Raw genomic sequence first — 26,708 nt, 5'->3', positions numbered from 1 at the left:
GTGCGCGGTTTCCTGAGAAGGCTGGGAGCATCATCAACCCGGCGCAGGCTGTACCCGTTTCTGTGCTACCAGCCCTAAAAGCGCTTTCGAAGGCGAAATCCCGTGCCAGCCCGGCACACGGTCGCTGACCGGTGACCCGAAACCGGGTGACCCGACCGTCAACGACATACCGCCGGGCCTGCCACCACCGCTATGGACATCGCCCGGTCGCTGCGCGACGAGGCACACCGGTCGAACGAGCGCCGGCTCCTCGTGCTGTCGGGCGACCCCGACGTGACCCGACAGCGAGCGCGCGACGCGCTGGACGCGGCGGCGGTCCCGCGGGAGGAGACGACGGTGGTCGGCCCCGAGGGAGTTCTGGACTGCGAACACCACCGACAGGCTCGCTCGGATGAACTCCTCGGACGCACGCGGACCGCAGTCGTGCTGGACGCCCACGGGGAACTGCGACCGAACGCACTCGGGCGCGCCGTCGGGGCCGTCGACGGCGGCGGCCTGCTGGTCCTGCTGACCCCGCCGCTCGACGCGTGGCCGGACCGACGCGACGCCTTCGACGAGACACTCGCGGTGCACCCGTTCACCGTCGAGGACGTCACCGGGACCTTCCGTCGGCGACTCGTCGAGACGCTCCGGGCACACCGCGGTATCGCGCTGGTCGACGTCGACTCGGACCGCGTCGAGCAGCCGGGGCTCACGAACCCCGCACCACGGCTGGTCGGTGGCCCACCAGAGCTCCCCGACGACGCAGCGTTTCGCCCGGAGACGTACGCGGCATGTCGAACCGACGACCAAGTCGCCGCCGTCCACGCCTTCGAGCAACTCGAACAGCCCGGTCAGGCCGTGGTCGTCGAGGCCGACCGCGGTCGGGGGAAATCGAGCGCGGCTGGTCTCGCGGCGGCGAACCTGGCACTCGGGGGCAACGACGTGCTCGTGACCGCGCCGACCTACCGGAGCGCCGGCGAGGTGTTCGCCCAGGCGGCGGCGCTCTTCGAGACACTTGGGGTCGACGTGGTCCGGGACGACGACGAGGAGCCGCGAGTGCTGACCCTTGCCGACGGCGGCGGACGGATTCGCTTCGAGCGGCCGGCCGATGCCGTCTCGCTGCCCGGCGACCCCGACGTGGTCGTCGTCGACGAAGCCGCCGCACTCCCGGTCCGTCGCCTCGAAGCGCTGCTCGCCGCGCCGGCCGTCGCGTTCACGACGACGGTCCACGGCTACGAGGGCGCGGGTCGCGGGTTCTCGGTCCGGTTCCGCGACCGACTGGCAGAGAGCGACCACGAGGTGACCGACGTGACCATGACGACGCCGATTCGCTACGCCGAGGCCGACCCCATCGAGGTGTGGGCCTTCCGGGCGCTCCTGCTGGACGCCCGGCCGCCGGCCGACCCGCTCGTGGAGGGAGCGACCCCGGCGACAGTGACCTACCGGCGTCTCTCGACGGCCGACCTGCTGGCCGACGAGCACCTGCTCCGGGAGGTGTTCGGGCTGCTGGTGCTGGCCCACTACCGGACGGAGCCGGCGGACCTCGCCAGGATGCTGGACGCCCCGAACCTCACCGTCCGGGCGCTCACCCACGATGGCCACGTCGTCAGCGTGGCGCTGCTGGCCCGCGAGGGCGGCCTCGCGGCCGAGACGCGCGAGACGATGTACGGTGGCGGGCGCATCCGGGGGAACATGGTCCCCGACGTGCTGACGACGCAACTCCGGGACGAGGTGGCGGGGGTTCCGGTCGGCCAGCGCGTGCTGCGCATCGCGACGCACGACGCCGTCCGCGAACGGGGATTGGGGTCGAAACTGCTGGCTGACGTCCGCACGGAGTTCGCCGACGGGATGGACTGGCTGGGCGTCGGCTACGGCGCGACGCCCGGACTGGTCCGTTTCTGGCGGGACAACGGGTATCACACCGTCCATCTCTCGACGACACGCAACGACACCAGCGGTGAGTACTCGGCGATAATGCTGCAACCGACGTCCGAGGCGGGCGAGGAACTGGCGACGCGACACGCCGAGTGGTTCTGTGACCGCATCGCATCGGTGCTTTCCGACGCGCTGGACGACTGCGACCCGGACGTCGTCAGGGAAGCGCTCGCCGCCGTCGAGACGACACCCGACGTCTCGCTGTCCGAACTGGAGTGGCGACTCGTGGCCGGCGTCCCCGGCGGCGCGTCGATACTCGACACCGACCCCGCTCCGTTCCGGACGCTCGCGCTCCGGCACCTCGTCGACCCGGCCGACGCCGATGCGTTGACGGCCGACCAGGAGCGCCTGCTCGTCCGGAAGGTCCTGCAGGCCGACGACTGGTCGACGGTCGCCGACGACCTCTCGTTCGTCTCGCGCCGGGAGTGCATGCGGGCACTCGGACGAGCCGTCGAAAGATTGACGCGGCTCTACGGCGACGACTGGGTACAGGAGGAACTCGACCGCCACGCATGATATCGTCTGGTCTCGCGCTGGCCCTCGTCGTCGTCGCGTTCGCCCTGCTCGTCGGCGGCGTCGTCGGCAGCCTCGTTCCGCAGGTGCCCGGCGCACTGCTCTCGCTGGGCGGCGTCTTACTCTACTGGTACGCGACGGGTGAGCCAGGCACCCTGCTGCTGGCCGGCTTAGTGCTCGTCGCCGTCCTGACCTGGGTCGTCGACCTCGTCGGCGGGGCTGTCGCCGCCAGGGTAGGTGGCGCCTCGAACCTGACGGCCGTTATCGCGGGACTCGTCGGTCTCGTCCTCTTCTTCCTCACAGGACCGCTGGGTATCATCCTCGGCGTCACGGCCACCGTCTTCCTCGTCGAGTTCCGCCGCCAGCAGGACGCCCGCAAGGGGGCGAAGGCCGCGCTCGTCACGACGGTCGGGATGCTCGCCACGGGCGTCGTCCAGGCGCTGCTGACCGGGTCGATACTCGTCACGATGGTGGTGGTCGCGCTCCTATGACCGAGTGCTGGGAAGCGGACTGCGAGCGGGAGGCCGCGGTCGAACTCCACATCCCCTGGGACGCGAACAGAAAGGTCTGTACGGGGCACGCACGCGTGTGGGCACAGAAAGACGGCGTCGTCGCAGAACCATTAGACGACTACGGCGAGGAGTGGCGCTGACTTACAGGTCCATGGCCATCATCGTCTCGTCGACGTACGTCTCGTCGAACTTGTAGTGGTTCTCCCGGACGGCCTCGACCTCCCAGCCGTGGCCCTCCAGGAACTCGATGGCGTCCCTGTTGGACGCCGGAATCGAGTTGTACAGCTTCTCGAAGTCGTTCGAGGCGGCCCACTCGGTCCCGCGCTCGAGCAGGTGCGAGCCGATGCCGTTGCCGCGGTAGCGTTCGAGGACGCCCAGCGTGAGCTCGGCCGTGTGCCCGAGCTTGCGGCTCTCGGGGTGCTTGAGGTGGACCCAGCCGACCACCTCGTCGTCGATGCAGGCCACGAAGAAGATGCGCGACTCGAGCTCGTTGTGGCGCAGCAACACGCCCTCGCTGTCGACGACGTCCGCGACCGTCTCGGCGTCGACGTAGCCCCCGCCACCGATGGCCTCGCGGATGGCCCCGACGAGTCCAGTGAGGTCCTCCTGGCGGGCCTGGCGGATGGTGAACTCCACGTCGTCGGCCCGGAACTCCTCCTCGACTGTGTCCTCGTAGGCGACCCTGATGGTTCCGTCGTGCTCCTCGAGGACGCCGTCGCGCTTCAGAATTGCGACGTGGTGGCCGAACGGTCGGGGGTCCATCTGGAGTGCGTGGCGTGCATCCTCCGGTTTCACCGAGCCGTGCGATTCGATGTACTCGTAGATCTCTTTCCGGTCTTCGTGGTCGAACTGCAGCGGCTCCGTAAGTTGCATGCGGGAAGTTACCACACGTCGGTACTTAACGTTTTATAATACGGAACCCAGCGAGAAGGGTGTCGTTACTCGGGTCCCGGTCAGCGGTCGGGGACGCCGGTCAGCACCTGTGCGGTGTCCCGAGCGTTGTGGGTGTCGACCAGCAGCTCGGCGGCCTCACGGATGGCGTAAGTGCCGTCTAACTGTACCCCGTAACACGCCGCGTACAGGTCGAGCCAGGCGTTCATCGTCGCTTCCAGCCGGTCGAATGTGTCGCCGTCGAACCGCACCCAGGCGTCCCCGGTGCGACTTTCGCAGTAGAGGGAAACTGTCGGCCCAAAGCCCTCCCTGACGACAGTCATCGCCCGGTCGTCGTCCGGCGGGTCGGGGTCGAACGAGTCTCGGGCCGCCTCGGCCCGACGTTCGAGCGTACGGATTCGGTCGACGTACTGCCGGGTCATCGCGAGTCGTCCCTATCCCTGTTTGTAGTCGACGCCCTTCCCGCCGGCCGGGTGTTCCCAGTTGGTGTCGGCGACGACGGCACAGGTCCCACACTCGACGCAGGGCTGCGTGTCGAGGCTCACGAGGTGTTCCTCGGCGCCGTTGGTCTTGACCGTCTCGTCGCGATAACAGCCGCCACCGAAGTCCTTCGCGCTGACCGGACAGGCCGTCACGGCCGTGCCCGACGCCTCGAAGGAGTTGTCCACCAGTTCGATGTGCGGGTCGCCGACGTCGTAGGTCAGGTCGCCGATACGGTCGTCCAGCTCCGGCGGTTCGACCGTGTTGGTGTCGGTCACGCGCTCGCCCAGTTCCTCCGCGATGACCGTCGGCAGGGTCACGTAGGGGAGCTTCGTGTCCGGAATCATCGAGACGAGGGTCGGCGAGGAGTAGGCTCGTTCGAGGAGTCCGCCCGCCAGTTTGACCCCGACACGTCCCACGGTCGACTTCACGAGCGAGTTCGAGACGTTGTCGACCGCCTCAAGCTCGCCCATCTTACCGAAGATGTTGTAGTTCGAGGGGCGGAGTTTGTCCATCACACCCTCGTCGTACAGCTTCGACTCGTAGAGCTCGCCGGCCTGGTGTGGCGTGCCACGCGACTTGGCGTCGGCGAAGGCCTCCGCGGCCAGCGCCCCGGCGGTCACCGCGTGGTTCATCCCCTTGATGATGGGGCCCTGGGCCTGCATCTGCCCCGCCGCGTCGCCGACCAGCACCAGGCGGTCCTGGTGGGGCGACTTGTGTGCCACCTTCTTCGAGTCGGGGACGAGCTTGGCGCTGTACTCCAGCTCCTCGTACTCGTCGCCCAGCCACTGGGCCATGAGCGGGTGGGTCAACAGGTTGTTCAACAGCTCGTGGGGTTCGGCCTCCTCGTCCGCGATGGAATCGAGGTGGAAGACGGTCCCGATAGAGAGTGTCGACTCGTTGGTGTAGAGGAACCCGCCGCCACGGACCCCGTCGAACAGGTCGCCGGAGAACAGGTGGGCGACGCCCTCGTCCTCGTCGATGTCGAACCGCTCGTTGATGGTCTCCGGGTCCATCTCCACGGTGGCCTTGACGCCCTGGAACCAGTCCTCGGGGTCCTCCCAGTCCATCAACCCGGCGTCGCGAGCGAGTTCGGAGTTGACGCCGTCGGCGGCGACGATCATGTCGGCCTTTATCGGGTCGAGCTCCTCCATCTCGACGCCCACGATCTCGCCGTCCTCCCGCAGGAGACCGGTGACGTGGACCTCCGTGAGGAGTCCGCCGCCGTTCTCGCGGGTGAGCTCGTGGACGCGCTGGGCGAGCCAGGAGTCCATCTTCCGGCGCAGGACCGCGTCAGACCACTCGGTGTCGTGGTGGTGCAGGTCGCCGATGTCGAAGGACTTCACCTGGTCGCCGGCGATGTTGTGGATGTAGTTCTCCGTTACCGGCCGTTCGCTGGCCTGCTCGCGGAACTCGGGGAACAGGCTGTCGATGGTGTACGGTGCGGATTCCTCGGCGTAGATGAGCCCGCCGGAGACGTTCTTCGAGCCGGCGTCGACGCCCCGTTCGAGGACGAGCGTCTCGACGCCGTTTCGCGCGAGGTTCGCCGCGGCGGCGGCTCCACCGGGTCCACAGCCCACGACGACGGCCTCGTAGTGCTCGTAGTCGTCAGTCATCGCTGACCTCCTGGAGCGCCGTGGCGAGGTCTCCCGACTCGACGGCCTCGGTCAGGCGCGGGAGGACGTCGAAGAGGTCCCCCTCGATGACGTAGTCCGAGAAGTCCGCGATGTCGGCGTCCGGGTTGGTGTTGATGGCGATGATGGTATCGGCCTCGTCGCAGCCGACCTTGTGCTGGATGGCCCCGGAGATGCCGGCCGCGATGTAGATGGGCGGTTCGACTTCCTGGCCGGACTCGCCGATCTGGCGGTCCTCGCCGATGTACTGCTCGACGTGGCCGTCGAACTGGTACGAGGAGGTGATGACGCCACGGGAGAGGCCCAGGTCGGCGTCGTCGAACGCGTCGACGAGGTCGAGCGCGAGCTCGACGCCCCGCGTCGGGTCATCGCCGATGCCGCGCCCGACCGCGACGACGACCTCGTTGCCGGTGAGGTCGACGCCGCCGGAGAGCTGGTCGAACTCGGTGACGTCGACGAGGAACCAATCGTCGTCGAGCTCCATCTCGTAGTCGACGACCTCGGCCTCGCGCTCGTAGTCGGGATCCTGGATGTCGAAGCTCCCCGGGATGACCGAGCCGCCCTGTGGGTGGAAGTCACGGTTGGGCTTGTCGATACACAGGATGGTGGAGTACTCGAAGCCCGAGAAGTCCGGCCGCTTCATGTGCAGGACCTTCTCGAACTCCTTCTTGTCGCCCGCCGTGCCGACCTTCGCGGGGTTGGATATCATCGTGTTCTCGATGTACAGCCCCGAGCAGTCGGAGGCCAGGCCCGAGTCGAGTGCGCCCTGGACGAGCGCCGAGAGGTCCCGGCCGTTGTTGGTCGCTGGGAACAGCGTGTAGCGCGGTTCGTGGTAGTCCTTCCAGTCGACCTCCTGGCGGTCCTCGTGAGCGAGTTCGCCGCCGGCACGCGCCATGTCACAGAAGATCTCCGTGTACGGTTTGTGCCGGAACCGCTCCAGCCGGTCGTCCTCGTGGTAGAGGACCAGGTCCGCGCCGTGGGCGACGACTTCGTCGACATGCTCGCTCGCCTCCGAGCCGATGAGGACGGCGACGACGCGCTCGTTCTCGTCGTAGTCATCGTTGTAGTCGTCCATCAGCTGGCGGGCCTTCCCGAGCATCTCCTTCGAGACGTCGACCAGTTCGCCGGCCTGGGTCTCGCAGTAGACCCACATGTCGCGGTACTCCGCGCCGGCGATGCCCTCGACCCACCGCTTGTCGTTGGTCGGATGGTCGAGTTCGGGGTACTTCTCTTCCGGCGGGACGTACTCGACTTCGCCGGCGTCCTCGTCCTCCTCGGTCCCCTCGATCGACTCGATTCGGCTCTCTATCTGGCTGATAGCGCCTTTACGGTTCTCGCCGTCCTTCTCGCGTTCGAGGATGTCACGGAGGACGTCCCCGTCGTCGACGTCCCGGACCATGTTCGCGATGTCGGCGATGGTCAGGTCCGAGAGGTCGACCGTCTCGGGGTCGACCTCCTCGTCTTCTTCCTCGAGCGTCTCGATGCGGCTCTCGATGAGCGTCTTGACCGGTACACGGTCTTCACCGCCTTCCTCGAGTTCGAGCATCTCCCGGAGTTCGTCCGGGTCGTCGATGTCCTTGATCTTCGGTCCGAGGTCCGCGATCTCGTGTTCTGTGGGGTCTAAATCTACCATCGTCAGTCACCTGCCGCATAAGGAGTCAGTTCGTCGAGTACCTGTTCCATCGCCGCGTCGTCGTCGGCCTCGATGTGCGTCGCCTCCCGTTCGGAGGGCGCCTTCGGGATTGGGTCGACGCCGGCCACGATGGTCGGCGACCCGTCCAGTCCGATGTAGTCCGGGTCGAGATTGAGGTCCTCGTGGTCCCACACGGTGACGAGGTCCTCGTAGTCCTCGGCCCGCTCCTGGGTCTCCTCGCGGAGGTCCTTGTGTCTCAGCCGGTGGTTCGCCTTGCGGTAGGTCGGCTCGAACTCGGGGTCGGCGACGATGAAACACGGCATCGGGGCCTCGACGGTCTCTATCTCGGAGATGTCGCCGTCGACCAGTCGCTTGGCCCGGACGACGCCCTCGTCCTCGTCGATGTCCAGCGAGATGACGTGGGTTATCATCGGCCAGTCGAGACACCAGCAGGTCTGGGGGCCGGTGTGGCCAGTCTCCCCGTCGGCGGTCTTGAACCCCGCGAAGACGAGGTCCGGCGGCTCCTCGAGCTTCTCGAGGCCAGTGGCGACGGTCATCGCCGTCGCCCAGGTGTCCGCAGCGCCCATCTCACGGTCCGAGAGGAGATAGAGGTCGTCGGCGTAGACGTCCCGCATCCCCTCCTGGAGGACCTCCTGATACCCCGGCGGACCCATACTCATCAGGGAGACGTTCCCGCCGTTCCGGACCTTCGTCTGGAACGCCGCTCGGAGCGCGTGTTTGTCGTTCGGGTTCATCACCGTCGGTGTCTTCCCGCGTTCGAGGTGTCCGTCCTCGTCGAAGGACACCTGCCCCTCGCGGAAGTCGGGAACACCTTTCGTCAAGACTACAGTGTGCATATGTCTAACGACCCTCGTAGTCGTATCTCAACGACGGGACAGTAATAAACTTATGTTTACAAAACCGGTTGACACGAGCGGGTTCGGCGGTCTCGACGGTCCCGACGAGGTCGCAGCGTCGAATCCCACAGTATCGAGGGTCGAAGCGGCGCTATCGGGGGGTTCTGCGTCGAGGTGAGACGCCCCCTGCGTGGGGCGCGCGGCAGAGAACTGTGGCGTGTTAGATACGGCCGGCGCGACCCGGGTCGACGTCGATGGCGTCGACCGGACAGACGTCGACACAGAGCATGCAGTCGATACACTGGTCCTCGTGAGCCGGGTCGGCCTTGATCTCGCTCTCGGGGTGGTCCGGCGTGTCGACCCACTCGAAGACGTCGACGGGGCAGTCCTCGAGACAGGCGCCGTCGGCGATGCAGATGTCGAAGTCGACGGCGACGTGTGTCCCGTGGATACCGAGCGTCTCGGGTTCCTCGACCGGCCCCCAGACGTTGTGTCCATCGTGCTGTTCAACGGCCTCGCGGTTGTCCTCGAACTCGGGGTCTATGGCCATTGGTATCTGCCCCCACTCAGCGGGAGCACTTAAACTTTCGACCGTTATCGCCGGGCCGGACCGTCGTCGGGCGGCCCACTCCCCCCGAGTCCGGCGTCGGTCTCCGGTCCGGTCCCGGCATGTTGGTCGAAGAAGCGGGCCGTGCGCTCGTAGACCTCGTCGTAGAACGCACCGTGGAACGGGAACCCGTGATCGCTGGGCAGGACCTCGTTTTGCACCGTGGTCAGCGGGTCCAGCGTCTCGGCCATGAGCGCTGACTGGCTCGGTGGAATCACCGCGTCGTCCTCACCGTGTAGCAAGAGCGTCGGCGGCATCGAGACGTCGGCCTGGGCCACCGGCGACGCCAGTTCGTAGGCCGCCGGAACCTCGCTGGGCGTGCCACCGAGGTACTGTTCGTGTGTGTCGACGTCCTGCTCAGACTCGTCGAGTCGCTCGAAGGCGCGGAAATCGTACACGCCAGCGTAGCCGACCACCGCCGAGAGCGCCGACGAGGTACCCGGATACAGGTCCGGTTCGAGCGCCGGGTCGTCGGCCGTCGCGGCCGCGAGGACGACGAGGTTCGCACCGGCCGAGTGACCAGCGGCGACGATGCGGTTCGGGTCGGCACCGTACCCCTCACCTTCCGCCCGACACCATTCGATCGCGGCCTTCACATCGATGAGCGGCGCCGGGAACGTCCACTCGGGCGCGAGCCGGTACTGCGGTTCGACGACGACATAGCCGTCGGCGGCCAGGTCGATGGCGTGGCGGGCGAACTCGCCTTTGTCACCGACAGTGAACCCGCCGCCCCGGACGAGGACGGCGACCGGCTTCGGGCCGCTCGTCGCCGGCGCGTCGTAGATATCGAGATGCAGTGTCTCGTCACCGACCTCCTGGAAGGGGACGTCGCGCTGTACCGAGACGGTCGTCGCGTCGCTGCGTGTCACGTCGGTGAGTCCGACCGTCCGCAGTAAAAAGCATTCGGCGACGGCCCCGAACGGTCGGTTCGGCGCGGCTCAGGGGTGTGCGAAGTACGCGACCGACTCGCCGTCGGGGTCGATGTCGTCGACCCGGGCGAAACCGATGCGCTCGAACTGGAGCAGGTCGCCCGGCTCGTAGTCGAGAACGCCCGGTTCCACGAGACCGGTCACGTCGCCGTCCATCGTCCGGAGTCGGAGTTTGGGGCCGTCGGCCGGCGCCCAGTGGACCACGTCGACACCCTCCTCGCGGACGGCGCTGATGTCGTCGCCGGCGTACTCGAAGGCGTCGCGGGTGTGGCGGACACAGCCGTAACCCTTCAGCCAGACGCGCTCGCCGTGGGGCGGGAGGTCGTCGCCCTCGATTGCGACGCCGCTCACGACAGAGATGTCGCGCTTGCCGCGGTCCTCGTGGTCTGGGTGGACCGGCGGATGGCCCTCGTCGGGGCCGCCGACCATCATCCGCTCGACGAGGCCGCCGTGTTCGTCGTCGTCCCTGACGAAGAACGCCCGGTCCGTCTCGTCGTCCACGAGGTCGCGGTTGTTCGCGTACACCGAGGACATCGCGAGGTCGACGTTCGAGGTGGAGGTCCCCAGGCCGACCATCGCCTCGACCAGCGCCTCGCCACGGATACCCCGGCGTTCGAGGCTGGCGACCGTCGGCGCGCGCGGGTCGTCCCAGCCGTCGAGTTCCCCATCGGCGACGAGTTCCGAGATCGTCGAGGTCGACAGCGAGACGTCGTACTCGTCGACCTGGACGTGGCCCCAGTGGACGAGTTCGGGGTACTCCCAGTCGAAGTAGTCGTAGACGAACTGCTGTCGCTTCGCCGAGTCCTGCAGGTCGATGCCGCGGATGATGTGGGTGACCCCGAGCAGGTGGTCGTCGAGGCCGCTCTGGAAGTCGAGCATCGGCCAGCAGCGGTAGTCGGCGGCCTCCTCGCGGGGGTGAGGGGTGTCTATCATCCGGAAGGCGACGAAGTCCCTGAGTGCGGGGTTCTTGTGGGTGATGTCGGTCCGGACCCGCAGCACCATCTCGCCGCTGTCGTACTCGCCGTCGACCATCGCGTCGAACTCCTCGTGGACCGTCTCGACGTCCTTCTCGCGGTGCGGGCAGGCCTCGCCGCTGTTCTTCAGGTCGGAGAACTCGCCCTGCGGACACGAGCAGGTGTAGGCCCCCTCGGCGTCGATGAGGTCGCGGGCGTACTCGTAGTACGTCTCGACCCGGTCGCTCGCTCGGACCACGTCGTCGGGTTCGAAGCCAAGGTAGTCGATGGCGTGGAGAATCTGGTCGTAGGCGTCGAGGTCCGGCCGCTTGGTCTCGGGGTCGGTGTCGTCGAACCGGCAGACGAACTCGCCGTCGTAGCGGTCCTTGTAGGTACCGACGACGGCGGCCATCCTGGCGTGGCCGATGTGCCACGGGCCGTTCGGGTTCGGCGCGACGCGCATCCGGACGGTGTCGACGTCCTCCGTGCCCGGCAGGTCGGGCAGTGGGTGGTCCTCGCCCTCGTCCTCGGCCTCCAGCTCTTCGAGTTTCTCCGGGGCGAGCTCGGCCAGGCGCTCACGGCGCTCGTCGGCGTCCATGCCGTTGACCCGGTCGACCACCGGGGCGATGACGCCCGGAATCTCGTCGCCGTACTCGCGGAAGTCGGGGTTCTGACCCATGAGCGGGCCCATGATGGCCCCCACCTGTGCCTCGCTGTCGTGTTTGACCGCGTTGAGGAGGGCGTTCGTCTCGGCGGCCTCCTCGATGCGTTCGCGTAAGGCGTCGTCCATACACGCTCCTGGCACCGCCCCGGTCAAAACGGCGTCGGGTCTGGCTCAGCACGACAGTCTCGCTAGCGGTCCGAAGCCTCAGACAGCCAGGTTCGTTCCCACCCGCTCCAGCGCCTCGAACCCTGTCACCTCGACGGACTCGTCGGGCAGGGTCCACACGTTCTTTCCGACGCCGCCCTTCCCGCCGTAGAGGACGAATCGTGTCACGAGACACAGTTCGGGTGGCGAGCATATAGGTCCGAGGTGGCCGCGTCGCTGGCCGAGGTCGGGACCGGAGAAGTAGTCGGCGCGGCCGCTCAGTACTCGCGTTCGACGAGGTAGTCCGCGATGCCCGACAGCAGGTCGCGAGCCTCGTTGTCGGGGAGCACTTCGAGGTTCTCCTTGCCGCTCTGGACCAGTTTCTGGGCCCGGTCGCGGGCGTACTCGATGGAGCCCGCCTCGCGGAGCTGTTCGACGGCCGCGTCGATCTCGGCCTCCGAGACGTCGTCGACGGAGTCCGTATCGACGAGGTTCGCCACGTCGACGCCTTGCTGGCTCGCGTGGAGCGTCACGAGCGTCTGCTTGTCCTCGACGAGGTCCGAGCCACGCTGCTTGCCCAGTTTCTCCGAGGGCGTCGTCAGGTCGAGCAGGTCGTCCTGAATCTGGAACGCTCTACCGACGTCGAGGCCGTGGTTGTACAGCGCTTCGACGGTCTCGTCGTCCGCGCCCAGCAGCGTCGCCGGAATCGACGTCGATGCGCCGTAGAGCACCGCCGTCTTGAGCTCGACCATCTCGAGGTACTCGTCCGGCGTCACGGCCGACCGCTGCTCGAACTCGATGTCGAGCGACTGCCCTTCACAGATTCGGGTGCAAGTGGTCGCCAGGCGGTCGTTGGCCGCGACGGTGCGGTCGTCGGCCGCCCCCGTCGACAGCAGGAACTCGAACGCCTTCGAGTACAGCGTGTCGCCGGCCAGGATGGCCGTCGAGAGGTCGTACTCCTTGTGGACCGCCGGCACCCCGCGCCGGAGGTCGTCGTCGTCCATGATGTCGTCGTGGATGAGCGTGAACGTCTGGATGACCTCGATGGCGAGCGCCGCTGACAGGACGTCCGCTCGACCGCCGTCCAGCGTCGGGAACTCGCGGTAGTTCTCCGAGAGCGGGTCGACGTCGAGCAGCGACTCGGCGACGAGCAGGAGGACGGTCGGTCGCAGTCGCTTGCCGCCAGCGTCCAGCAGGTACCGGGTCGCCTCGTAGAGGTGCTCCGGTTTCGTGACCGGCAAGTCCTCGGGGAGGGCCGCGTTGACCCGTTCCCGTCGGGCGAGAATCGCGTCTTCGACCTGCTGATGGCGTTCGGACATGTGCTTAGTCCGTGAGCTGGATCATGTTGCCGTTACGGGTGATGTGCAGGTCACGGCCCACCTTGTACCCCTGGTTCTCGGCGAGGTCCACGTACGGCGCGAACCCTTCGAGGCTCTGGTGAGCGGGGATGACGTGCTGGGGCTGGAGCGCGTCCAGCATCTCGTAGTGGCCCTCCTGTCGGAGGTGGCCGGAGACGTGGATGTCGTCGTAGATGCGGGCGCCCTGCATGCCCAGCAGCTTCTCGGACTGGTAGCGCTGGCCCTCGTTGGTCGGCTCCGGGATGACCCGGGCGGAGAACAGCACCTTGTCGCCGTTGTCCAGTTCGTACGGCGTCTCGCCGCGGCCCATGCGGGTGAGCATCGCACGGGGCTCGCCCTGGTGGCCGGTGACGATGGGCAGGAAGTTCTCCTTCCCCTCGTTCATGATTCGCTTGAACGTGCGGTCGACGGACTTCCGGTGGCCGTACATCCCGAGGTCCTCCGGGAAGTCGACGAAGTTCAGGCGCTCCGCGGTGCCCGAGTACTTCTCCATCGAGCGGCCCAGCAGGACTGGCTGCCGACCGATGTCGTCGGCGAACTCGACGAGGCTCTTCACGCGGGCGATGTGCGAGGAGAACGTCGTGGCGACGATGCCGCCGTCGTAGTCCTGGATGCTCTCCATCACGTCACGGAGGTGACGGCGGGCGACGGCTTCGGAGGGCGTGCGGCCCTTCCGGCCGGCGTTCGTACAGTCCTCGATGTAACAGAGGACGCCGTTACCCTCGCGGCCGATCTCGCGGAAGCGGTCCATGTCGATGGGGTCGCCGATGACCGGCGTGTGGTCCATCCGCTTGTCGAGGCCGTAGACGACCGCACCCTCCGGGGTGTGGAGGACGGGGTTGATGGCGTCGATGATGGAGTGGGTGACGTTGACGAACTCGAGTTCGTTCTTGTCGCCGATGTTCATCGTCTCGCCGGCCTCCATCTTCACGAGGTCGTTCTGGACCCCGAACTTCTCCTCGCCCTTGATCTGCTGTTTGACCAGCTCGATGGTGAACGGCGTCGCCACGATTGGCGCGTCGTACCGGTGGGCCAGCTTCGAGATGGCGCCGATGTGGTCGAGGTGGCCGTGCGTCGGCACGATGGCCTTCACGTCGCCCTCGAGGTCGGACATGACGCGGTCGTCCGGGATGGCGCCCATGTCGATGAGGTCGAGCGAGTGCATCCGCTCCGTCTCGACGTTGTCGTGAATCAGTACCTTCGAGAGGTTGAGGCCCATGTCGAAGATGACGACGTCGTCCCCTGCACGGACGGCCGTCATCTGTCGGCCAACTGCCTCGTAACCGCCGATTGTCGCAATTTCGACTTCCATAGTTGTAGGTCCGAGTAGAGCCGGTCGCGGACGACAGTGGCAGAGGCAGCGACGGTAGCAGCTGTGAGACGGCGTCTCGATTCCGCGTCGACGATGAGGCCAACCGGGTACGCCCGTAGCCCCGACGTCGCAGTGGAAGGACTCTCGTCCTGACGACTGATACCCGTCGTCTGCCGGCCGCCGAACCGCGTCCGCGAGCGGCCGTGCGCTCGGTTATGCGGCCCTACAACGTCGGTTCTTAAAACGGTGTGGGTTCCGCCGCGCCGTCACTCGTCTTCGAGCGCGTCCGAGAGCGGGTCTTTGTCACTCGCGGGCTGGAACCCGGTCACGCCCTCGTCGGCGAGCGTCTCGTCGTCCGCATCGGCGTCTGATTCGTCGGCCGGGTCGGACTCGTCGTGACTGTCCTCGGTCTCATCCTCGCCTGGGCTGTCCTCACCGAACAGGTCCTCCGCGGTCCGGGGCTGCGACATCGCTTCGGGCTCGCTGGGGCCGCCGAACATCTCTCCCTCGCTCGGTTCGGATTCGTCGACGTCCGCTCGCGCCGATGCTGCGTCCTCCGTGGTCTTCGTCTCGAACTCGGCGGGGTCCGGCGGGGTCCACTCGGCAGGCTCGTCCGCCGGTCCGGAAGCCTCGGAATCGGTCGCCACTTTGGGTTCGAAGTCGTCGGCCCGCAGGTCGTCCAACGACTGAGCGGCCGCCGCCGATTCGGCTTCCTCGCCGTCGGGCTCGGATGATTCGGGCTCTTCACCACTGATATCGGCCGTCTCGGGCTCCTCGCCGTTAGCCGCCGTCGACTCGGCCGAGTCCTCGACCGGCGTGGGTTCGAGGGGAGCGTCGTCACCGTCTGTCGGTTCTCGCTCCTCGGTCGCACTCGACGCCGTCCCCGCTTCTGCTTCGGACGCTTCGGCTGCGTCCTCCGCCGCGGCTGGTTCGGTGCTGTCCGGTTCGTCGGTCGGGGGTTCGTTGACCGTCGATCCATCGTTGGCCGGTCCAGTCTCGGGTTCGTTCGCCTCGGGCTCGCTGTCCGCGCTGGCTGTCGGTGATTCGCCGTCGGACGCTGCCAGACCACCGGCGACCGCGGTCCCTGTCGTCGCCGACTCCGTCGATTCCGTCGTGTCGTCCTCGGCTGCCGCTTCCGAGGCCTCGGCATCGGGTGCTGTCGGCGAAGCCATCCCGACAGAGACCGCGTCGGCGATGAGTTTGTGTACGAGGCCGAACAGGCCGGAGAGTCCGACCAGCCCGCCCAGAGCGACCATCACGACGCCGGCGATGGCACGGCCACTACTGCCCCCCGAGAACGACGCGAGCTGTCCAGTGCCGACGAGGGCGACTCCGGCCCCGACGAGGAGGCCGCTCACGAGTGCGACGACGAGCAGTGCCCCGAGAAACCGCGTGCCGTACCGGTAGACGTCAGCCAGTCCCACAGCAGTCATGGTTCGACAATCGATAACGCCGGTGAAATAGGTTACGCCGAGGGTATCACTCGTTCATACCGGCGTGTCCGCCCTCGATGGTCGTCCCCGCTGGCTCGCCCGCGAGGAAGGCCTCGAGCGAGTCGGGGCCGAACACGTGGGCGCGGGACTCCAGTTCCAGGAGCGCCCGGACCTTCGCGGCCATCCCCCCGGAGACGTCGGTCACGTCGCTCCCGCCGAGTGCGGCCGCGACGTCCTCGAAGGCCGCGATACGCGGGATAACCTCGCCCTCCTCGTCCAGCACGCCGGGCACCGTCGAGCAGACGCCCACCCGGTCGGCGTCGACGGCCGGCGCGAGTTCGACGACCAGTTCGTCCCCGCTGAGTACCGTCGCGCCCCGTCCCTCGTGGGCAACGACGTCGCCGTGTAACACCGGGACGAAGCCTTCTTCGAGGAGCGTCACGACCTGGTCGGTCGGCAGGGTCAGTTCGCCCTCGCCGTCCCGGACGCCTGCAGAGAACGGGTGAACGGGGACGGCTGGAACGCCACGGGCTGCCAGCGCATCGACGACGGCGTCGTTGAGCTGCCGCATGGCGCCGTGAATCGCCCGGACGCCCTCGGCGTCGTGGGTTCCCGAGGTCGTGCTGACGCCGTACTCGGCGGCGTGGTGGTGGCCGAAACTCCCGCCCCCGTGGACGACGACGATGTCGTCGGTCGTCGCCGCGACGGCGTCGGCCGCGGCCGCGAGGGTCGCGTCGTCGACCGTCTCGGGGCTGTCCTTCTCGGTCACGACGCTCCCGCCGAGCTTCAGGACGAGCGTCATTCCTGGACGACCCCGTCGGTTGCCAGCTCCGCGCGGAAGGCGTGGGCACACCCTGGCGTGTAGCGCAGCGCCGTCAGCGTCTCGTCGCTGTCGTCCAGGGCGACGATACAGCCACCCCCGCCGGCCCCGGTGAGTTTCGCGCCGAGTGCGCCGGCGTCGCGGGCCGCCCACACCATCGCGTCCAGCGAGCGCGAGGAGACGCCAAGCGCCGAGAGCAGGCCGTGGTTGAAGTCCATCAGCTCGCCAAGCGCCTCGTGGTCGCTCGTCCCGAGGACCGCCTCACCCTCCCGAACGATGTCGCCGATGGCGGTGACGGTGTCGGCTGCGAAGTTGTACTCCGCTCGCAGTTCGCGGACGCCCGCGACGAGCTTCCCGGTGTCGCCCGCGCCGCCGTCGTAGCCGATGACGAACGGGAGCGTGTCGACGCCCTCGATGCGCCGGCAGTCGTCGCCCTCGACGCGGACGGCACCGCCCATTGCCGAGCAGAACGTGTCCGCCCGCGAGGCCTGACCGTCCTGGACCTCGTACTCGACCTGGTAGGCGCGGTCGGCGATCTCCTCGGGGGTGAGTTCGACGCCGAGTTCGCGAGTGGCGGCGTCGATGGCGGCGACGACGACGGCCGCCGAGGAGCCCAGGCCCGCCCCGAGCGGGATGTCGCTCTCGACGACTATCTCGAAGCCGGCGTCCGGTCGGTCGGCTGCGTCCCGGGCCTGTTCGACGGCTGCCTGGATATAGCCGATGCCGGCCTCGACCAGCGAGTCCGAGACGTCGATGTCCGGGTGGTCGCCCTCCGTGCCGGTGTACTCGACGGTGTACCCGTCGAGCGTGAGGTCCTCGGCGTGGATGCGCAACCCCGCTTCGCGCTCGGTCGCCGTCACGCGGGCCCGGCGCTCGATGGCACAGGGGACCGCCGGCTCACCGTAGACGACTGCGTGCTCCCCGAACAGGTACACCTTGCCGGGGGCGCTCGACGTGACCATACCCGCTGGTGGACGCCGGGGATGTTAGGTGTTTTCGGACCGGCGCGGCGGCCGTCGGCCCCACCTCACCGCTCCAGAACGCGCATCCGCATCTCCTGGCGTGGGTGGGCGGTCAGGGAGGGCATCAGTTCCAGCGGCGTCTCGCCGAGGAACTCCAGGTGGTAGCGCTGTGCCGTCGTGGCGACGATGAGCTGGGCCTCGAGCATCGCCAGGTGCTTGCCGATGCAGTGGCGCGGCCCGCCGCCGAAGGGGAAGTACGCGAACCGTGGGCGTTGCTTTGCTCGCTCGGGCCGCCAGCGCTCGGGGTCGAACGTCTCGGGGTCGTCGTAGAACCGCGGCGACCGGTGGACGCCCCACTGAGGGAGCATCAGCGTGGTCCCCGCCTCGACCGAGTAGCCCGACAGCGTCACGTCCTCGGTCGGTTCGCGGAAGATGGTGTACACGGGTGGGTAGAGCCGCATCGACTCCTGGATGACCCACTCGAGATACTCCAGGTCCCGGACGTGTTCCATCGCCGGGTCGTCGTCGCCGACTACCTTGTCGAGTTCCTCGTGGACCTTCCGTTCGACCTCGGGGTGCTCCGAGAGCAGGAACCAGGTGTACGTCAGCGTCAGCGCCGTCGTGTCGTGGCCGGCCAGGAGCATCGTCATCATCTCGTCGCGCAACTGCTCTGGCGACTCGACGCCGTCGTCGCGAGCGCGGATGAGAATCGACAGGAAGTCCATCGGACCGTCCGCGTCGGTCCCGACCGTCTCCTCGCGAACGTCGATGACGTCGTCCAGGATGGAGTCCAGCGTCTCGACGGCCTCGTCGAACGCCGCGTCGTCGGGCATCGGCATCCACTCTGGCGCGGCAAAGCGGATGGGGTCGGGTTCGAAGCGCTGGCCCAGCGGCATGAGCTGCTCCTCGATAGTCCGGACCCGCTTCTCGGAGAGCTCGACGCCCATCATCAGGTCGAGGATGACGTCCAGCGTCGTCCGGGTCATCTCGCGCTCGATGTCGACGGCGTCGCCCGGGTCCCACCCGTCGACACGCCGCTTCGCGTGACTGGTGATGCGGTCAGCCATCCCCGAGAGCCGCGCCATCGAGAACGCGGGATTGGCCAGCTGGCGCTGTTGCTCCCACGTGTCCCCCTCGCTCAGCAGCAGGCCGTCTCCGAGCAGGTCCCCCAGTGCGTCGCCCTGGAAGTCCGGTTTGCGAAAGCGGTCGGCCGCCGAGACGAGGATGCGCTCGATGGCCGTCGGGTCACACACCATGTAGGTGTCCATCGGTCCCATGTCGAAGCGGGCCACGTCACCGTACGCTCGTTCCAGCGCCGAGATGAAGCGAAACGGGTTCCGCGCGTAGGTTCGACTGCTCCCGAACAGCGGTTCTCCCTTCGGACCAGGGGGCAAACTTGTCATCAATCCTTCCTAGGGCCGGATACGTTTGAATGATATGCCAACGCCGACCAGTGGCTGCTCGTCAGAGCCAGCGCCCCGGGTCCAGATTCCAGTCGGTGTTGGCCGACGCCCACGCGCCACCGAGTCCACCCAGGGCACTCAGGCCGACGGTGTACGCCAGGAAGAGCGCGAACACGATTGCGAGAAACAGCTCGTACCCCGGTGCCCCCGGCGGGATACCGAACCCGAGTCGGCCGGCGACGTAGAGCGCCGGGACGAAGAGGCCGAGGAGAGGGACCATCGCGACGACACCCGCCAGGGCCCCGATTGCCAGCCCCACAGCGTAGCCCCCGCCGTGGCGGTTGGCGGCGACGGCACCGCCGACGACCGGGGAGAACGGGAGGACCGACAGCGCCAGCGTCACGACTGCGCCCCACCCGACGTCGACCAGCGTCTCGCGCATCACGTCTGGGCCTGTCCGTGTGCGGTCACGTATACACTTCCACTGCGATTCAACTGCCGATGCTGGTGTCGTTCTTCACGTAGTTGCCGATCCAGCCGCCGAGTGCGCTCAGGCCGACGATGTACACACCGCCGAGAATCCCGCCGACGATGAATATGACGAGCCCGAACGTCCCGAACATCCACGGTGCGCCGGCCGTTCCGAGGAACACCGCGAACACGAGGAAGCCGGCGATGAACAGGACGGCGGCGATGGCGGCCCCGATGAGGCCGGAGACGACGCCCACTCTGAGCCCGTCGTTTCTGTCGCCGCCTTCGAGGTAGCCAGCGAGCGCGCCACCGAACACCGGCGCGAACGGGACGAAGCCACTCAGGAGGGCCGTCGCGACGGCGCCGATGACCGCGTTGAGGGTAGAGTCACCTTCTGACATCGCCTACAGGTTCTCCTGGCGAGCATCTATGTCTTTTGACAGCGACCGGCGGCTACGGAGACGCAGAAGCGAAGTGCGAACGTCGGGCGTCAGATCTCGGACTCGAAGTCGTCGAGTCCGTAGGACGGCTCGGCACCGCGGCGGTCGAGCGTCTCGTTGGCCAGCAGCCAGTAGACGACCGACAGCGCCTTGCGCCCCTTGTTGTTCGTCGGGACGACCAGGTCGACGTTCGACGTGGTGTTGTTCGAGTCACACATCGCGATGACCGGGATGCCGACCGTGATGGCCTCCTTGACGGCCTGGGAGTCACCGATGGGGTCGGTGACGACCACGACATCGGGTTCGATGTAGCCGTCGTAGTCCGGGTTCGTCAGCGTGCCGGGGATGAACCGGCCCGTACGGGCCCGTGCGCCGACGGCGTCGGCGAACTTCTCGGCCGGGAACCGGCCGTACTGGCGCGAGGAAGCCACGAGGATCTGCTCGGGCTCGTAGTTGGCCAGGAAGTCCGCGGCCGTGCGGATGCGCTCGTCGGTCATCGAGACGTCCAGCACGTAGAGCCCGTCGGTCCGGACGCGGTGGATGAACCGCTCCATGTCCTTGGTCTTCTGCTGGGTCCCGATGTGGACGCCGGCGCCGAGGTAGTCCTCGACGGCGATGAGGAGGTCCGCTTCCTCCTGTTCGCCGGGCATGACGTCTTCGTCGAGCTGTGGGCCCGCGTCTTCGTCTTCCTCGGCGTCGGGTGCGTCGGTTGCTGCTTCGGCCTCGGCCGGGGGACTCTCCTCGGCGTCGGCGACCTGTTCGTCGGCCGTCTCGGGTTCGGCGTCGGCGTCCGTCTCCTCGTCCTCGGTGGACGGGTCGTAGTCGGAGTCCGCCGCGTCGAGCCCTTCTTTTTCGTTGCCGCTCATACTGCGTTATCTTCGATACGGATGAGTTCGTTCAGTTTGGCTGTGCGTTCGCCGCCGACCGCGCCCGTCTTGATGAACGGGGCCGCGGTCGCGACGGCGAGGTGTGCGATGGTCGTGTCCTCGGTCTCGCCGCTGCGGTGGGAGACGACCGATTCGTAGCCGTTCTCCGTCGCCAGTTCGATAGCGTCGACCGCGTCGGTCAACGTCCCGATCTGGTTGGGCTTGATGAGGATGGAGTTCCCAGCGCCGACGCTGATACCGCTCTGCAGGCGCTCGACGTTCGTCACGAAGAGGTCGTCGCCACAGACGAGCGTCTGGTCGCCGACCCGCTCGGTGAGGTCGGCGAAGGCCTCGTAGTCGTTCTCGTCGAGGGGGTCCTCGACGTAGACGAGGTCGTACTCCTGGACCTTCTCGGCGATGTAGTCGATCTGCTCCTCGGTGGAGCGGACCTGGTCGTCGTAGACGTAGCCGTCTTCCTCGTCGTCGTACAGCTCCGCGCCGGCGACGTCGAGGCCGAAGGAGATGGCGAAGCCAAAGTCGTCGGCCACCGTCTCGACGGCTTCGGCCATGATCTCGAACGCTTCGTCGTCCGAAATCGATGGCGCCCAGGCGCCCTCGTCGCCCTTGCCGGATGGCAGGTCGCGGGCCATCAGGATGTCGTGGACCTCCTGGTGGACCGCGGCGTTGGCGAAGACGGCCTCCTCGACACTCGGTGCGCCGACCGGGGCCGCGAGGAACTCCTGGATGTTGGTGGCGTCCGCGGCGTGTTCGCCGCCGCCGATGATATTACCCAGCGGCGTCGGGTACTCGTTGCCACGGAAGGTGCCACCGAGGTGCTGGAACAGCGGTGCGCCCAGCACGTCGGCACCGGCCTTCGCGGCCGCCATCGAGATGGCGACGGCGCTGTTGGCGCCGATGCCCGAGAAGTCGTCGGTGCCGTCGGCGGCGTGGAGCGCCGCGTCGACGTCACGCTGGTTGCCGGCGTGGACTTCCCCGACGAGTCGCGGGATGGCCTCTTCGCGGGCCTTCGCTATCGACTCGTTGGCCGGGAGTTCGATGGCCTCGTATTCGCCGGTACTTGCACCGCTCGGTGCCTTCCCGCGCCCGAAACCACCACTCTCCGTGACGACGTCGGCCTCGACGGTCGCGTTCCCGCGGGAGTCGAGGATGCGGCGGAGTCGGACGTCCGTGATGAGCGTCACTTGTGGTCACCTCGCTTGACGGTGAAGGGGAGCACACCGGCGTCGTACTCTTCGGCAGCGATGAGTATCGGCTGGGTGTGCTCCGTCTCGATGAGCACGGGCGCGCCGTGGGCCAGCTGCAGCGCTCGCGCGCCGAGTTTGCGGGCCTTCTCGTATCGGCTTTCCTGTGCGTTCATTGGTAGGGTGCAACGATGTCGACGAGGTCTTTGTGCGAGACGAGCATCCGACGGCAGCAGTGGCGGTCGACGCCGAGCTCGTCGAGGACCATCTCGGGGTCCTCGGGGTCCTCGGCTTCTCGCGTACGCGCCTTGAACTCTTCCCAGTGCTCGGCGACGACGTTACCACAGGTGAAACACCGAACCGGTACCATCATACCTGCATCACCTCAGCGGTACGATTTCTGGTAGCGAGCCCGTGCGCCGGGGCCGCCCCACTTCTTTGGTTCTGACTGTCGAACGTCGTTGACCAGCAGCGAGCGGTCGAACTCCATGTACGCGTCGCGGAGTTCGGCGTCGTTGGTGAACTCGACGAGGCCGCGTGCGATGGCGGTCCGGGCCGCGTCTGCCTGGCCCATGACCCCGCCGCCCTCGACGCTCACTTCGACGTCGATGGAGTCTCGCATGTCGTCCTCGGCGATGCGGAACGGCTCCAGCATCTTCAGCTGGGCCAGCTCCGGTTCGACCAGTTCGACCGGCTGGGAGTCGATACGCACACGCCCCTCGCCCTCGCGGATAGTCGCGCGGGCGACGGCCGTCTTCTTCTTGCCTGACGTGTTCGTTACCATGTCTTGTTCGCTCCAAGAGCCTCGCTGATTTCTGCCAGCGAGACGAACTTGATGTTCGAGAGTCGGTCCAGTGAGGTCCCGTCGAGGACTTCTGCTTCGACGGCTTCGCCGTCTCCGTCTCGCTGGCCCCAGCCAGCGCCGTCCTCGTACGGGTTGCCGACGTAGACACGGACGTTCTCGAACGCTTCGCGACCGCGGGGCTTCTTGTGCGGAAGCATGCCGCGGATCGAGCGCTTGAAGATGCCGTCCGGTCGCTTCGGGTAGAAGTACGCGTTGTCGTCACCGATGTCGACGCGCTTCTTGTACTTCTCTTTGATCTGGTTCTCACTGCCCGTGACGACGGCGCGTTCCGCGTTGACGACGGCCACCGTCTGGCCGTCGAGCGCTTTCTCCGCCACCTTCGAGGCGACCCGACCCATGATGCAGTCGCGGGCGTCGACGACGACGTCCGCATCGAACTCTGCGATGCTCATCGGATCACCCGGACGTGAGAGCCCTCGGGGTTGTTTTCGATTGCCTGTTCGAGCGATACAGCCTCTCCAACCTGGTCGATCTTCTTCTCGGCGGTTCCGGAGAAGTCGACGGCGGCGACGGTGACGTCCTTCTGCAGGACACCGGAGCCAAGCACCTTGCCCGGCACCACGACGGTCTCGTCTTCCTGTGCGTACCGCTCGATGCGGCCCAGGTTGACTTCCGCGTGTGTGCGCCGGGGCTTCTCTAAGCGCTCGGCGACGTCGCCCCAGACAGCGCCGCCCGACGACCGGGCGGCCGACTTCAGGTCGGCGATGAGACTACTGAGTCTCGGATTCGTCTTACTCATAGCGTTCCTCCTTTGTAGGAAAAGTGCAGGGAGCAGGATTTGAACCTGCGGACCCCTACGGGACAGCGCCCTGAACGCTGCGCCGTTGGCCAGACTTGGCTATCCCTGCTTGCATTCTTGGGTTTTTCGTGCCCCGTAAAACCCCTTTCGGTCCTCGCGCTCGGGGGGCGGGCGGTCATCGGCGGCGTGGGTGTGTTACGGGGCATCTGTGCTTACAGCTGGATTGCGTCTTTCAGTTCCGTCGCGCGGTCACGCAGCGACTCGACCGCGCGCAGGACCAGTTCGTCGGTGGTGAACGACCCGTCGGTCTCGACGTGGAAGACGAAGGCGTTCTCGACGTCCTCCACCTCGAGTTCTTTGCCCGGATAGCGGTTCCGGAGGTCGTTGCCGAACTCGGCGGTCCGAACGAGGTCGCCGTCCGTGGCGTCGCCGGCCGCGTGCTCGGCGGCCTGCTCCTCGATGACGCCCCGAAGGATGTTCGGGTCGTCGTCCTCGAACTCGCCTTTGTCGCCCACGACGGACACGCGCTGCAGGTGGCGGTAGCCGACGGCCACGCCGCCCTGGTGTTTCGCGTGTTCCCGACCAGTGTCGAGGACGGCTTCGGCCTCGACTTCGAGGCGCTGGCCCTCCTTCAGGTCGATGATGGGGATGTTGTCGTCGGCGGGTTCGACCATCGCGTCACTGGAGACGAGGTCACTGGAGTAGGCCGTGTTCGGCCCGTCGACCGACAGCGACAGCGTCACCTCGTCGCCGACCTCGAAGTCGTCGAGGTCGGTCGTCAGCGGGACGAGTCCCAGTCGGAGTCCGATCTGCTCGTTGAACATCACGCTGGTGTTCTCGATGACGCGGACGGTGTCGATACTGAACGTCGGCACGTCAGCGATCATCGCACGGCGGATGCCGTTGGCGAACGCGGGCGTGATGCCGCGCACGAGGAACAGACTCTCCCGCTCGCCGCGTTCGACGAACTCGACCTCGTAGTCCTGTGTCATTGGTTAGAATCCGGAGTTCTTGGGTGCGCGAGTGCCGTCGTGCGGCGTCGGCGTGACGTCCTCGATGCGACCGATCTCGAGGCCGGCACGGGCCAGCGCTCGGATGGTCGCCTGCGCGCCCGGCCCGGGGGAGGTCTGCTGGTTCCCGCCGGGGCCGCGGACGCGGACGTCGACACCTTCGATGCCACGGTCGAGCGCCTTCTCGGCGACGACCTCGGCCATCTGCATGGCCGCGTAGGGCGAGGCCTCGTCGCGGTTCTGCTTGACGACCGTCCCGCCGGAGCTCTTCGCGAGCGTCTCCGCGCCGGTCTGGTCGGTGATGGTGATGATGGTGTTGTTGAACGATGCGTGGACGTGGGCGATGCCCCAGATGCCGTCGTTCTCAGATTCGCTCATTCTTGGGCCTCCGCTCGGGCGGGGTGGAGTTCGTCCGACAGCGAGCTGTTCTCGTCGAAGCCGATGGTGTCCTCGACGGCGACGTCGACTTTCATCGACGGGCGCGTGACGCGCTGGCCGTCAAGCACGATGTGGCCGTGGACGATGAACTGACGGGCCTGCTCGGGCGTGTTGCCGTAGCCCTTGCGGTAGGCGACCGTCTGGAGTCGGCGCTCGAGCACGTCGGTGACGTCCAGCGACAGGACGTCGTCCAGCGCGTCCGTCTCGCTGAGGATGCCGTAGCGCTGGAGCCGCGCGAGGAACTCCTCGGCCTCTGTCTCGTGTTCGCCGGCACGGCCCAGTAGCTTCCGGGCCTCGCGGCGGTAGCCGCGCAGTTCGGACTGCGCGCGCCAGAGCTCTTCCTTGTTCTTCAGGCCGTAGCGCCCGCTCAAGTTCTTCTCGTCGGCGATGCGCTCGCCCTGGAACGGGTGGTTCGGCGTCTCGTAGAACTTGGTGTTAGAGCCGAGTGCCATTATTCGTCATCCTCCGCTGCGGCGGCTTCCTCAGCCTGCTCTTCCTTGATGGCCTCGACGTTGACACCGATGGTGCCCTCCGTCCGGCCGGTGGACTTGGTTCGCTGGCCGCGGACCTTCTGGCCGCGCTTGTGGCGGACGCCGCGGTAGGAGTCGATCATCTTCATGCGGTTGATGTCCTGCCGGCGGGTGAGCTGGAGGTCGTTGCCGGTCTCGTGGGTGGACTCGCCACTGAAGTAGTCCTTCTGGTGGTTGGTCATCCACTCCGGGACCGAGTCAGCGTAGCTCTCGACTGCGTCGACGACCTCGTCGATGACGTCGTCGTCGAGTTTGCCGAAGACCGCGCGCCGGTCGACGCCTGCCGTCTCGGCGATGACGCGGGCGGCGCGGTGGCCGATACCGTTCAGTTCTGTCAGCGCTCGCTCGACGGACTTGGTGCCGTCGAGGTCGGTCTGTCCGATGCGGACGAAGTAGCGGATGTCCTCCTCTTCGGCATCCGCGTCCTCGTCCGGGTTGGGGTCTTCTGCACTCATATGTGGGTAATCGTTGGGTGAGCGTCGTGGCTGGGATTCGAACCCAGGAGGCTGTACGCCACAGAGTTAGCAACCCTGCGCCTTGGGCCAGGCTTGGCTACCACGACACACGCTTTCTCGGAGACTCGCGCCCGCGTCGCACGGACTCGGGGGCGCTCCCCCTACACGAGTGTACCCGACAGTATTCCGGGGTTGTATTTAAACGCAACGAAGCACCGCGCCCACGAGAACGTTCCGCAGACGCCCTGTGTCGGTGAGACACGGACCGACCGGGCTGTCGGCCAAACGGCTATGAGGACGGCGACCGCAGCACGACCATGCGCCGACCCCTGCGTACGGACGGCGGCACCGTCGTCGACCCGACCGACCGGACGGCCCTGCGACGGGCGCTCGAACAGTTCGCCGACGTCGAAGCCGTCGACGAGATGGACGACGGGAGCCTCCGGGCGCGCTTCGGGAGCCAGACGCACGTCACCGTCACCGCGGACGGACACGTCGACGCAGGGATGCCGTTACACTCCTTTACCGGTCCGGCCGACCACCTCGAGTTCGACCACGACGCCGGTGAGCTTCGTGTCCGGACCGACGAGGGGGAGGACGCCGTCGCCTACGTCTTCCGTCGCCCGTGACCGCGCCGGGGGTCACAATCCTTATCGCACCTCCCGGGCCT

Annotated in this window: 32 protein-coding genes and 2 tRNA genes; 4 read left to right on the top strand and 30 right to left on the bottom strand. The window is 67.2% G+C overall.

Features of this window, described 5'->3' with window-relative positions:
* Positions 1-192: 192 nt before the first annotated feature.
* Genes tmcA through P1L41_RS10420 form a run of 3 tightly spaced genes read left to right on the top strand, consistent with a single transcriptional unit; the run spans position 193 to position 3,082 of the window.
* On the top strand, positions 193-2,433 hold the full coding sequence (gene tmcA, locus P1L41_RS10430) for a tRNA(Met) cytidine acetyltransferase TmcA (protein WP_276295666.1): 2,241 nt from the start codon (positions 193-195) through the stop codon (positions 2,431-2,433).
* On the top strand, positions 2,430-2,921 hold the full coding sequence (locus tag P1L41_RS10425) for a DUF456 family protein (RefSeq protein ID WP_276295665.1): 492 nt from the start codon (positions 2,430-2,432) through the stop codon (positions 2,919-2,921). Before tmcA ends, P1L41_RS10425 begins: the two co-directional genes overlap by 4 nt.
* Positions 2,918-3,082, top strand: coding sequence for a DUF8014 family protein (locus P1L41_RS10420; RefSeq protein ID WP_276295664.1), 165 nt, complete (start codon positions 2,918-2,920; stop codon positions 3,080-3,082). The genes P1L41_RS10425 and P1L41_RS10420 overlap by 4 nt, the downstream gene beginning before the upstream one ends.
* A 1-nt stretch (position 3,083) precedes the next feature.
* Here the strand turns inward: P1L41_RS10420 and P1L41_RS10415 are convergent, their stop codons facing one another.
* From P1L41_RS10415 to P1L41_RS10270, 30 genes are all read right to left on the bottom strand, one after another.
* Positions 3,084-3,815, bottom strand: a complete 732-nt coding sequence (locus tag P1L41_RS10415) for a GNAT family N-acetyltransferase (RefSeq protein WP_276295663.1) — start codon at positions 3,813-3,815, stop codon at positions 3,084-3,086.
* Between the two features lie 80 nt (positions 3,816-3,895).
* Complete coding sequence (locus P1L41_RS10410) at positions 3,896-4,255, bottom strand: DUF8055 family protein (RefSeq protein ID WP_276295662.1); 360 nt, start codon at positions 4,253-4,255, stop codon at positions 3,896-3,898.
* A 12-nt stretch (positions 4,256-4,267) separates the two neighbouring features.
* Positions 4,268-5,929, bottom strand: a complete 1,662-nt coding sequence (locus P1L41_RS10405) for an FAD-dependent oxidoreductase (protein WP_276295661.1) — start codon at positions 5,927-5,929, stop codon at positions 4,268-4,270.
* Positions 5,922-7,580: an electron transfer flavoprotein subunit alpha/FixB family protein gene (locus P1L41_RS10400; RefSeq protein ID WP_276295660.1), complete on the bottom strand. Its 1,659-nt coding sequence runs from the start codon at positions 7,578-7,580 to the stop codon at positions 5,922-5,924. The genes P1L41_RS10405 and P1L41_RS10400 overlap by 8 nt, the downstream gene beginning before the upstream one ends.
* Before the next feature lie 2 nt (positions 7,581-7,582).
* Positions 7,583-8,437, bottom strand: coding sequence for an electron transfer flavoprotein subunit beta/FixA family protein (locus tag P1L41_RS10395; protein WP_276295659.1), 855 nt, complete (start codon positions 8,435-8,437; stop codon positions 7,583-7,585).
* Between the two features lie 220 nt (positions 8,438-8,657).
* Positions 8,658-8,987, bottom strand: coding sequence for a 4Fe-4S dicluster domain-containing protein (locus tag P1L41_RS10390; RefSeq protein WP_276295658.1), 330 nt, complete (start codon positions 8,985-8,987; stop codon positions 8,658-8,660).
* A gap of 44 nt (positions 8,988-9,031) precedes the next feature.
* A complete protein-coding gene (locus P1L41_RS10385) occupies positions 9,032-9,913 on the bottom strand; it encodes an alpha/beta hydrolase (protein ID WP_276295657.1) in 882 nt (293 codons plus the stop codon).
* Between the two features lie 69 nt (positions 9,914-9,982).
* Entirely contained in the window at positions 9,983-11,716 is a 1,734-nt protein-coding gene (locus P1L41_RS10380) for a glutamate--tRNA ligase (protein WP_276295656.1), read from the bottom strand.
* Positions 11,717-11,794: 78 nt separating this feature from the next.
* Positions 11,795-11,923 carry a hypothetical protein gene (locus tag P1L41_RS10375; protein ID WP_276295655.1) on the bottom strand — a complete coding sequence of 43 codons (129 nt, stop codon included), beginning with the start codon at positions 11,921-11,923 and terminating at the stop codon, positions 11,795-11,797.
* Between the two features lie 89 nt (positions 11,924-12,012).
* Entirely contained in the window at positions 12,013-13,053 is a 1,041-nt protein-coding gene (gene idsA3 / locus P1L41_RS10370; protein WP_276295654.1) for a geranylfarnesyl diphosphate synthase, read from the bottom strand.
* A gap of 4 nt (positions 13,054-13,057) precedes the next feature.
* The gene (locus P1L41_RS10365; protein WP_276295653.1) at positions 13,058-14,404 is read right to left on the bottom strand and encodes a ribonuclease J; all 1,347 of its coding nucleotides are present in this window, start codon (positions 14,402-14,404) and stop codon (positions 13,058-13,060) included.
* A gap of 266 nt (positions 14,405-14,670) precedes the next feature.
* On the bottom strand, positions 14,671-15,837 hold the full coding sequence (locus P1L41_RS10360; RefSeq protein WP_276295652.1) for a hypothetical protein: 1,167 nt from the start codon (positions 15,835-15,837) through the stop codon (positions 14,671-14,673).
* Positions 15,838-15,883: 46 nt separating this feature from the next.
* Complete coding sequence (locus P1L41_RS10355; protein ID WP_276295651.1) at positions 15,884-16,639, bottom strand: isopentenyl phosphate kinase; 756 nt, start codon at positions 16,637-16,639, stop codon at positions 15,884-15,886.
* Entirely contained in the window at positions 16,636-17,619 is a 984-nt protein-coding gene (gene mvk / locus P1L41_RS10350) for a mevalonate kinase (protein ID WP_276295650.1), read from the bottom strand. Before mvk ends, P1L41_RS10355 begins: the two co-directional genes overlap by 4 nt.
* A gap of 65 nt (positions 17,620-17,684) precedes the next feature.
* Positions 17,685-19,022 carry a cytochrome P450 gene (locus P1L41_RS10345; protein ID WP_276295649.1) on the bottom strand — a complete coding sequence of 446 codons (1,338 nt, stop codon included), beginning with the start codon at positions 19,020-19,022 and terminating at the stop codon, positions 17,685-17,687.
* A gap of 61 nt (positions 19,023-19,083) precedes the next feature.
* On the bottom strand, positions 19,084-19,464 hold the full coding sequence (locus P1L41_RS10340) for a DUF5518 domain-containing protein (RefSeq protein WP_276295648.1): 381 nt from the start codon (positions 19,462-19,464) through the stop codon (positions 19,084-19,086).
* Between the two features lie 49 nt (positions 19,465-19,513).
* Positions 19,514-19,894, bottom strand: coding sequence for a DUF5518 domain-containing protein (locus tag P1L41_RS10335; protein ID WP_276295647.1), 381 nt, complete (start codon positions 19,892-19,894; stop codon positions 19,514-19,516).
* Between the two features lie 89 nt (positions 19,895-19,983).
* Positions 19,984-20,799 (bottom strand): 30S ribosomal protein S2, encoded by an 816-nt coding sequence (gene rpsB / locus P1L41_RS10330; protein WP_276295646.1) that lies wholly within the window; start codon positions 20,797-20,799, stop codon positions 19,984-19,986.
* Positions 20,796-22,001, bottom strand: a complete 1,206-nt coding sequence (eno, locus tag P1L41_RS10325; RefSeq protein WP_276295645.1) for a phosphopyruvate hydratase — start codon at positions 21,999-22,001, stop codon at positions 20,796-20,798. Before eno ends, rpsB begins: the two co-directional genes overlap by 4 nt.
* Positions 21,998-22,177, bottom strand: coding sequence for a DNA-directed RNA polymerase subunit K (locus P1L41_RS10320; protein WP_135303168.1), 180 nt, complete (start codon positions 22,175-22,177; stop codon positions 21,998-22,000). The genes eno and P1L41_RS10320 overlap by 4 nt, the downstream gene beginning before the upstream one ends.
* Positions 22,174-22,374 carry a DNA-directed RNA polymerase subunit N gene (locus P1L41_RS10315; RefSeq protein WP_276295644.1) on the bottom strand — a complete coding sequence of 67 codons (201 nt, stop codon included), beginning with the start codon at positions 22,372-22,374 and terminating at the stop codon, positions 22,174-22,176. The genes P1L41_RS10320 and P1L41_RS10315 overlap by 4 nt, the downstream gene beginning before the upstream one ends.
* 12 nt (positions 22,375-22,386) lie before the next feature.
* On the bottom strand, positions 22,387-22,785 hold the full coding sequence (locus P1L41_RS10310; protein ID WP_276295643.1) for a 30S ribosomal protein S9: 399 nt from the start codon (positions 22,783-22,785) through the stop codon (positions 22,387-22,389).
* Positions 22,779-23,258, bottom strand: coding sequence for a 50S ribosomal protein L13 (locus P1L41_RS10305; RefSeq protein ID WP_276295642.1), 480 nt, complete (start codon positions 23,256-23,258; stop codon positions 22,779-22,781). The genes P1L41_RS10310 and P1L41_RS10305 overlap by 7 nt, the downstream gene beginning before the upstream one ends.
* On the bottom strand, positions 23,255-23,605 hold the full coding sequence (locus tag P1L41_RS10300; RefSeq protein WP_276277068.1) for a 50S ribosomal protein L18e: 351 nt from the start codon (positions 23,603-23,605) through the stop codon (positions 23,255-23,257). Before P1L41_RS10300 ends, P1L41_RS10305 begins: the two co-directional genes overlap by 4 nt.
* 24 nt (positions 23,606-23,629) lie before the next feature.
* Positions 23,630-23,714 (bottom strand) — tRNA-Leu (locus P1L41_RS10295).
* Positions 23,715-23,817: 103 nt separating this feature from the next.
* The gene (locus P1L41_RS10290) at positions 23,818-24,597 is read right to left on the bottom strand and encodes a DNA-directed RNA polymerase subunit D (protein ID WP_276295641.1); all 780 of its coding nucleotides are present in this window, start codon (positions 24,595-24,597) and stop codon (positions 23,818-23,820) included.
* Between the two features lie 3 nt (positions 24,598-24,600).
* Positions 24,601-24,993 carry a 30S ribosomal protein S11 gene (locus tag P1L41_RS10285; RefSeq protein ID WP_276295640.1) on the bottom strand — a complete coding sequence of 131 codons (393 nt, stop codon included), beginning with the start codon at positions 24,991-24,993 and terminating at the stop codon, positions 24,601-24,603.
* Positions 24,990-25,505 (bottom strand): 30S ribosomal protein S4, encoded by a 516-nt coding sequence (locus P1L41_RS10280; protein ID WP_276295639.1) that lies wholly within the window; start codon positions 25,503-25,505, stop codon positions 24,990-24,992. The genes P1L41_RS10285 and P1L41_RS10280 overlap by 4 nt, the downstream gene beginning before the upstream one ends.
* On the bottom strand, positions 25,505-26,038 hold the full coding sequence (locus tag P1L41_RS10275; protein WP_276295638.1) for a 30S ribosomal protein S13: 534 nt from the start codon (positions 26,036-26,038) through the stop codon (positions 25,505-25,507). The genes P1L41_RS10280 and P1L41_RS10275 overlap by 1 nt, the downstream gene beginning before the upstream one ends.
* A 22-nt stretch (positions 26,039-26,060) precedes the next feature.
* Positions 26,061-26,145, bottom strand: a tRNA-Ser gene (locus tag P1L41_RS10270).
* 210 nt (positions 26,146-26,355) lie between these two features.
* Between P1L41_RS10270 and P1L41_RS10265 the strand changes: the two genes are divergently transcribed.
* A complete protein-coding gene (locus P1L41_RS10265; protein ID WP_276295637.1) occupies positions 26,356-26,667 on the top strand; it encodes a hypothetical protein in 312 nt (103 codons plus the stop codon).
* Positions 26,668-26,708 lie beyond the last annotated feature (41 nt).

It is taken from the genome of Haloarcula ordinaria (genome assembly GCF_029338275.1).
Taxonomy (GTDB): Archaea; Halobacteriota; Halobacteria; order Halobacteriales; family Haloarculaceae; genus Haloarcula; species Haloarcula ordinaria.
Note: the sequence above shows the minus strand (reverse complement) of the source record. Positions and strands in the feature narration are given on the sequence as shown.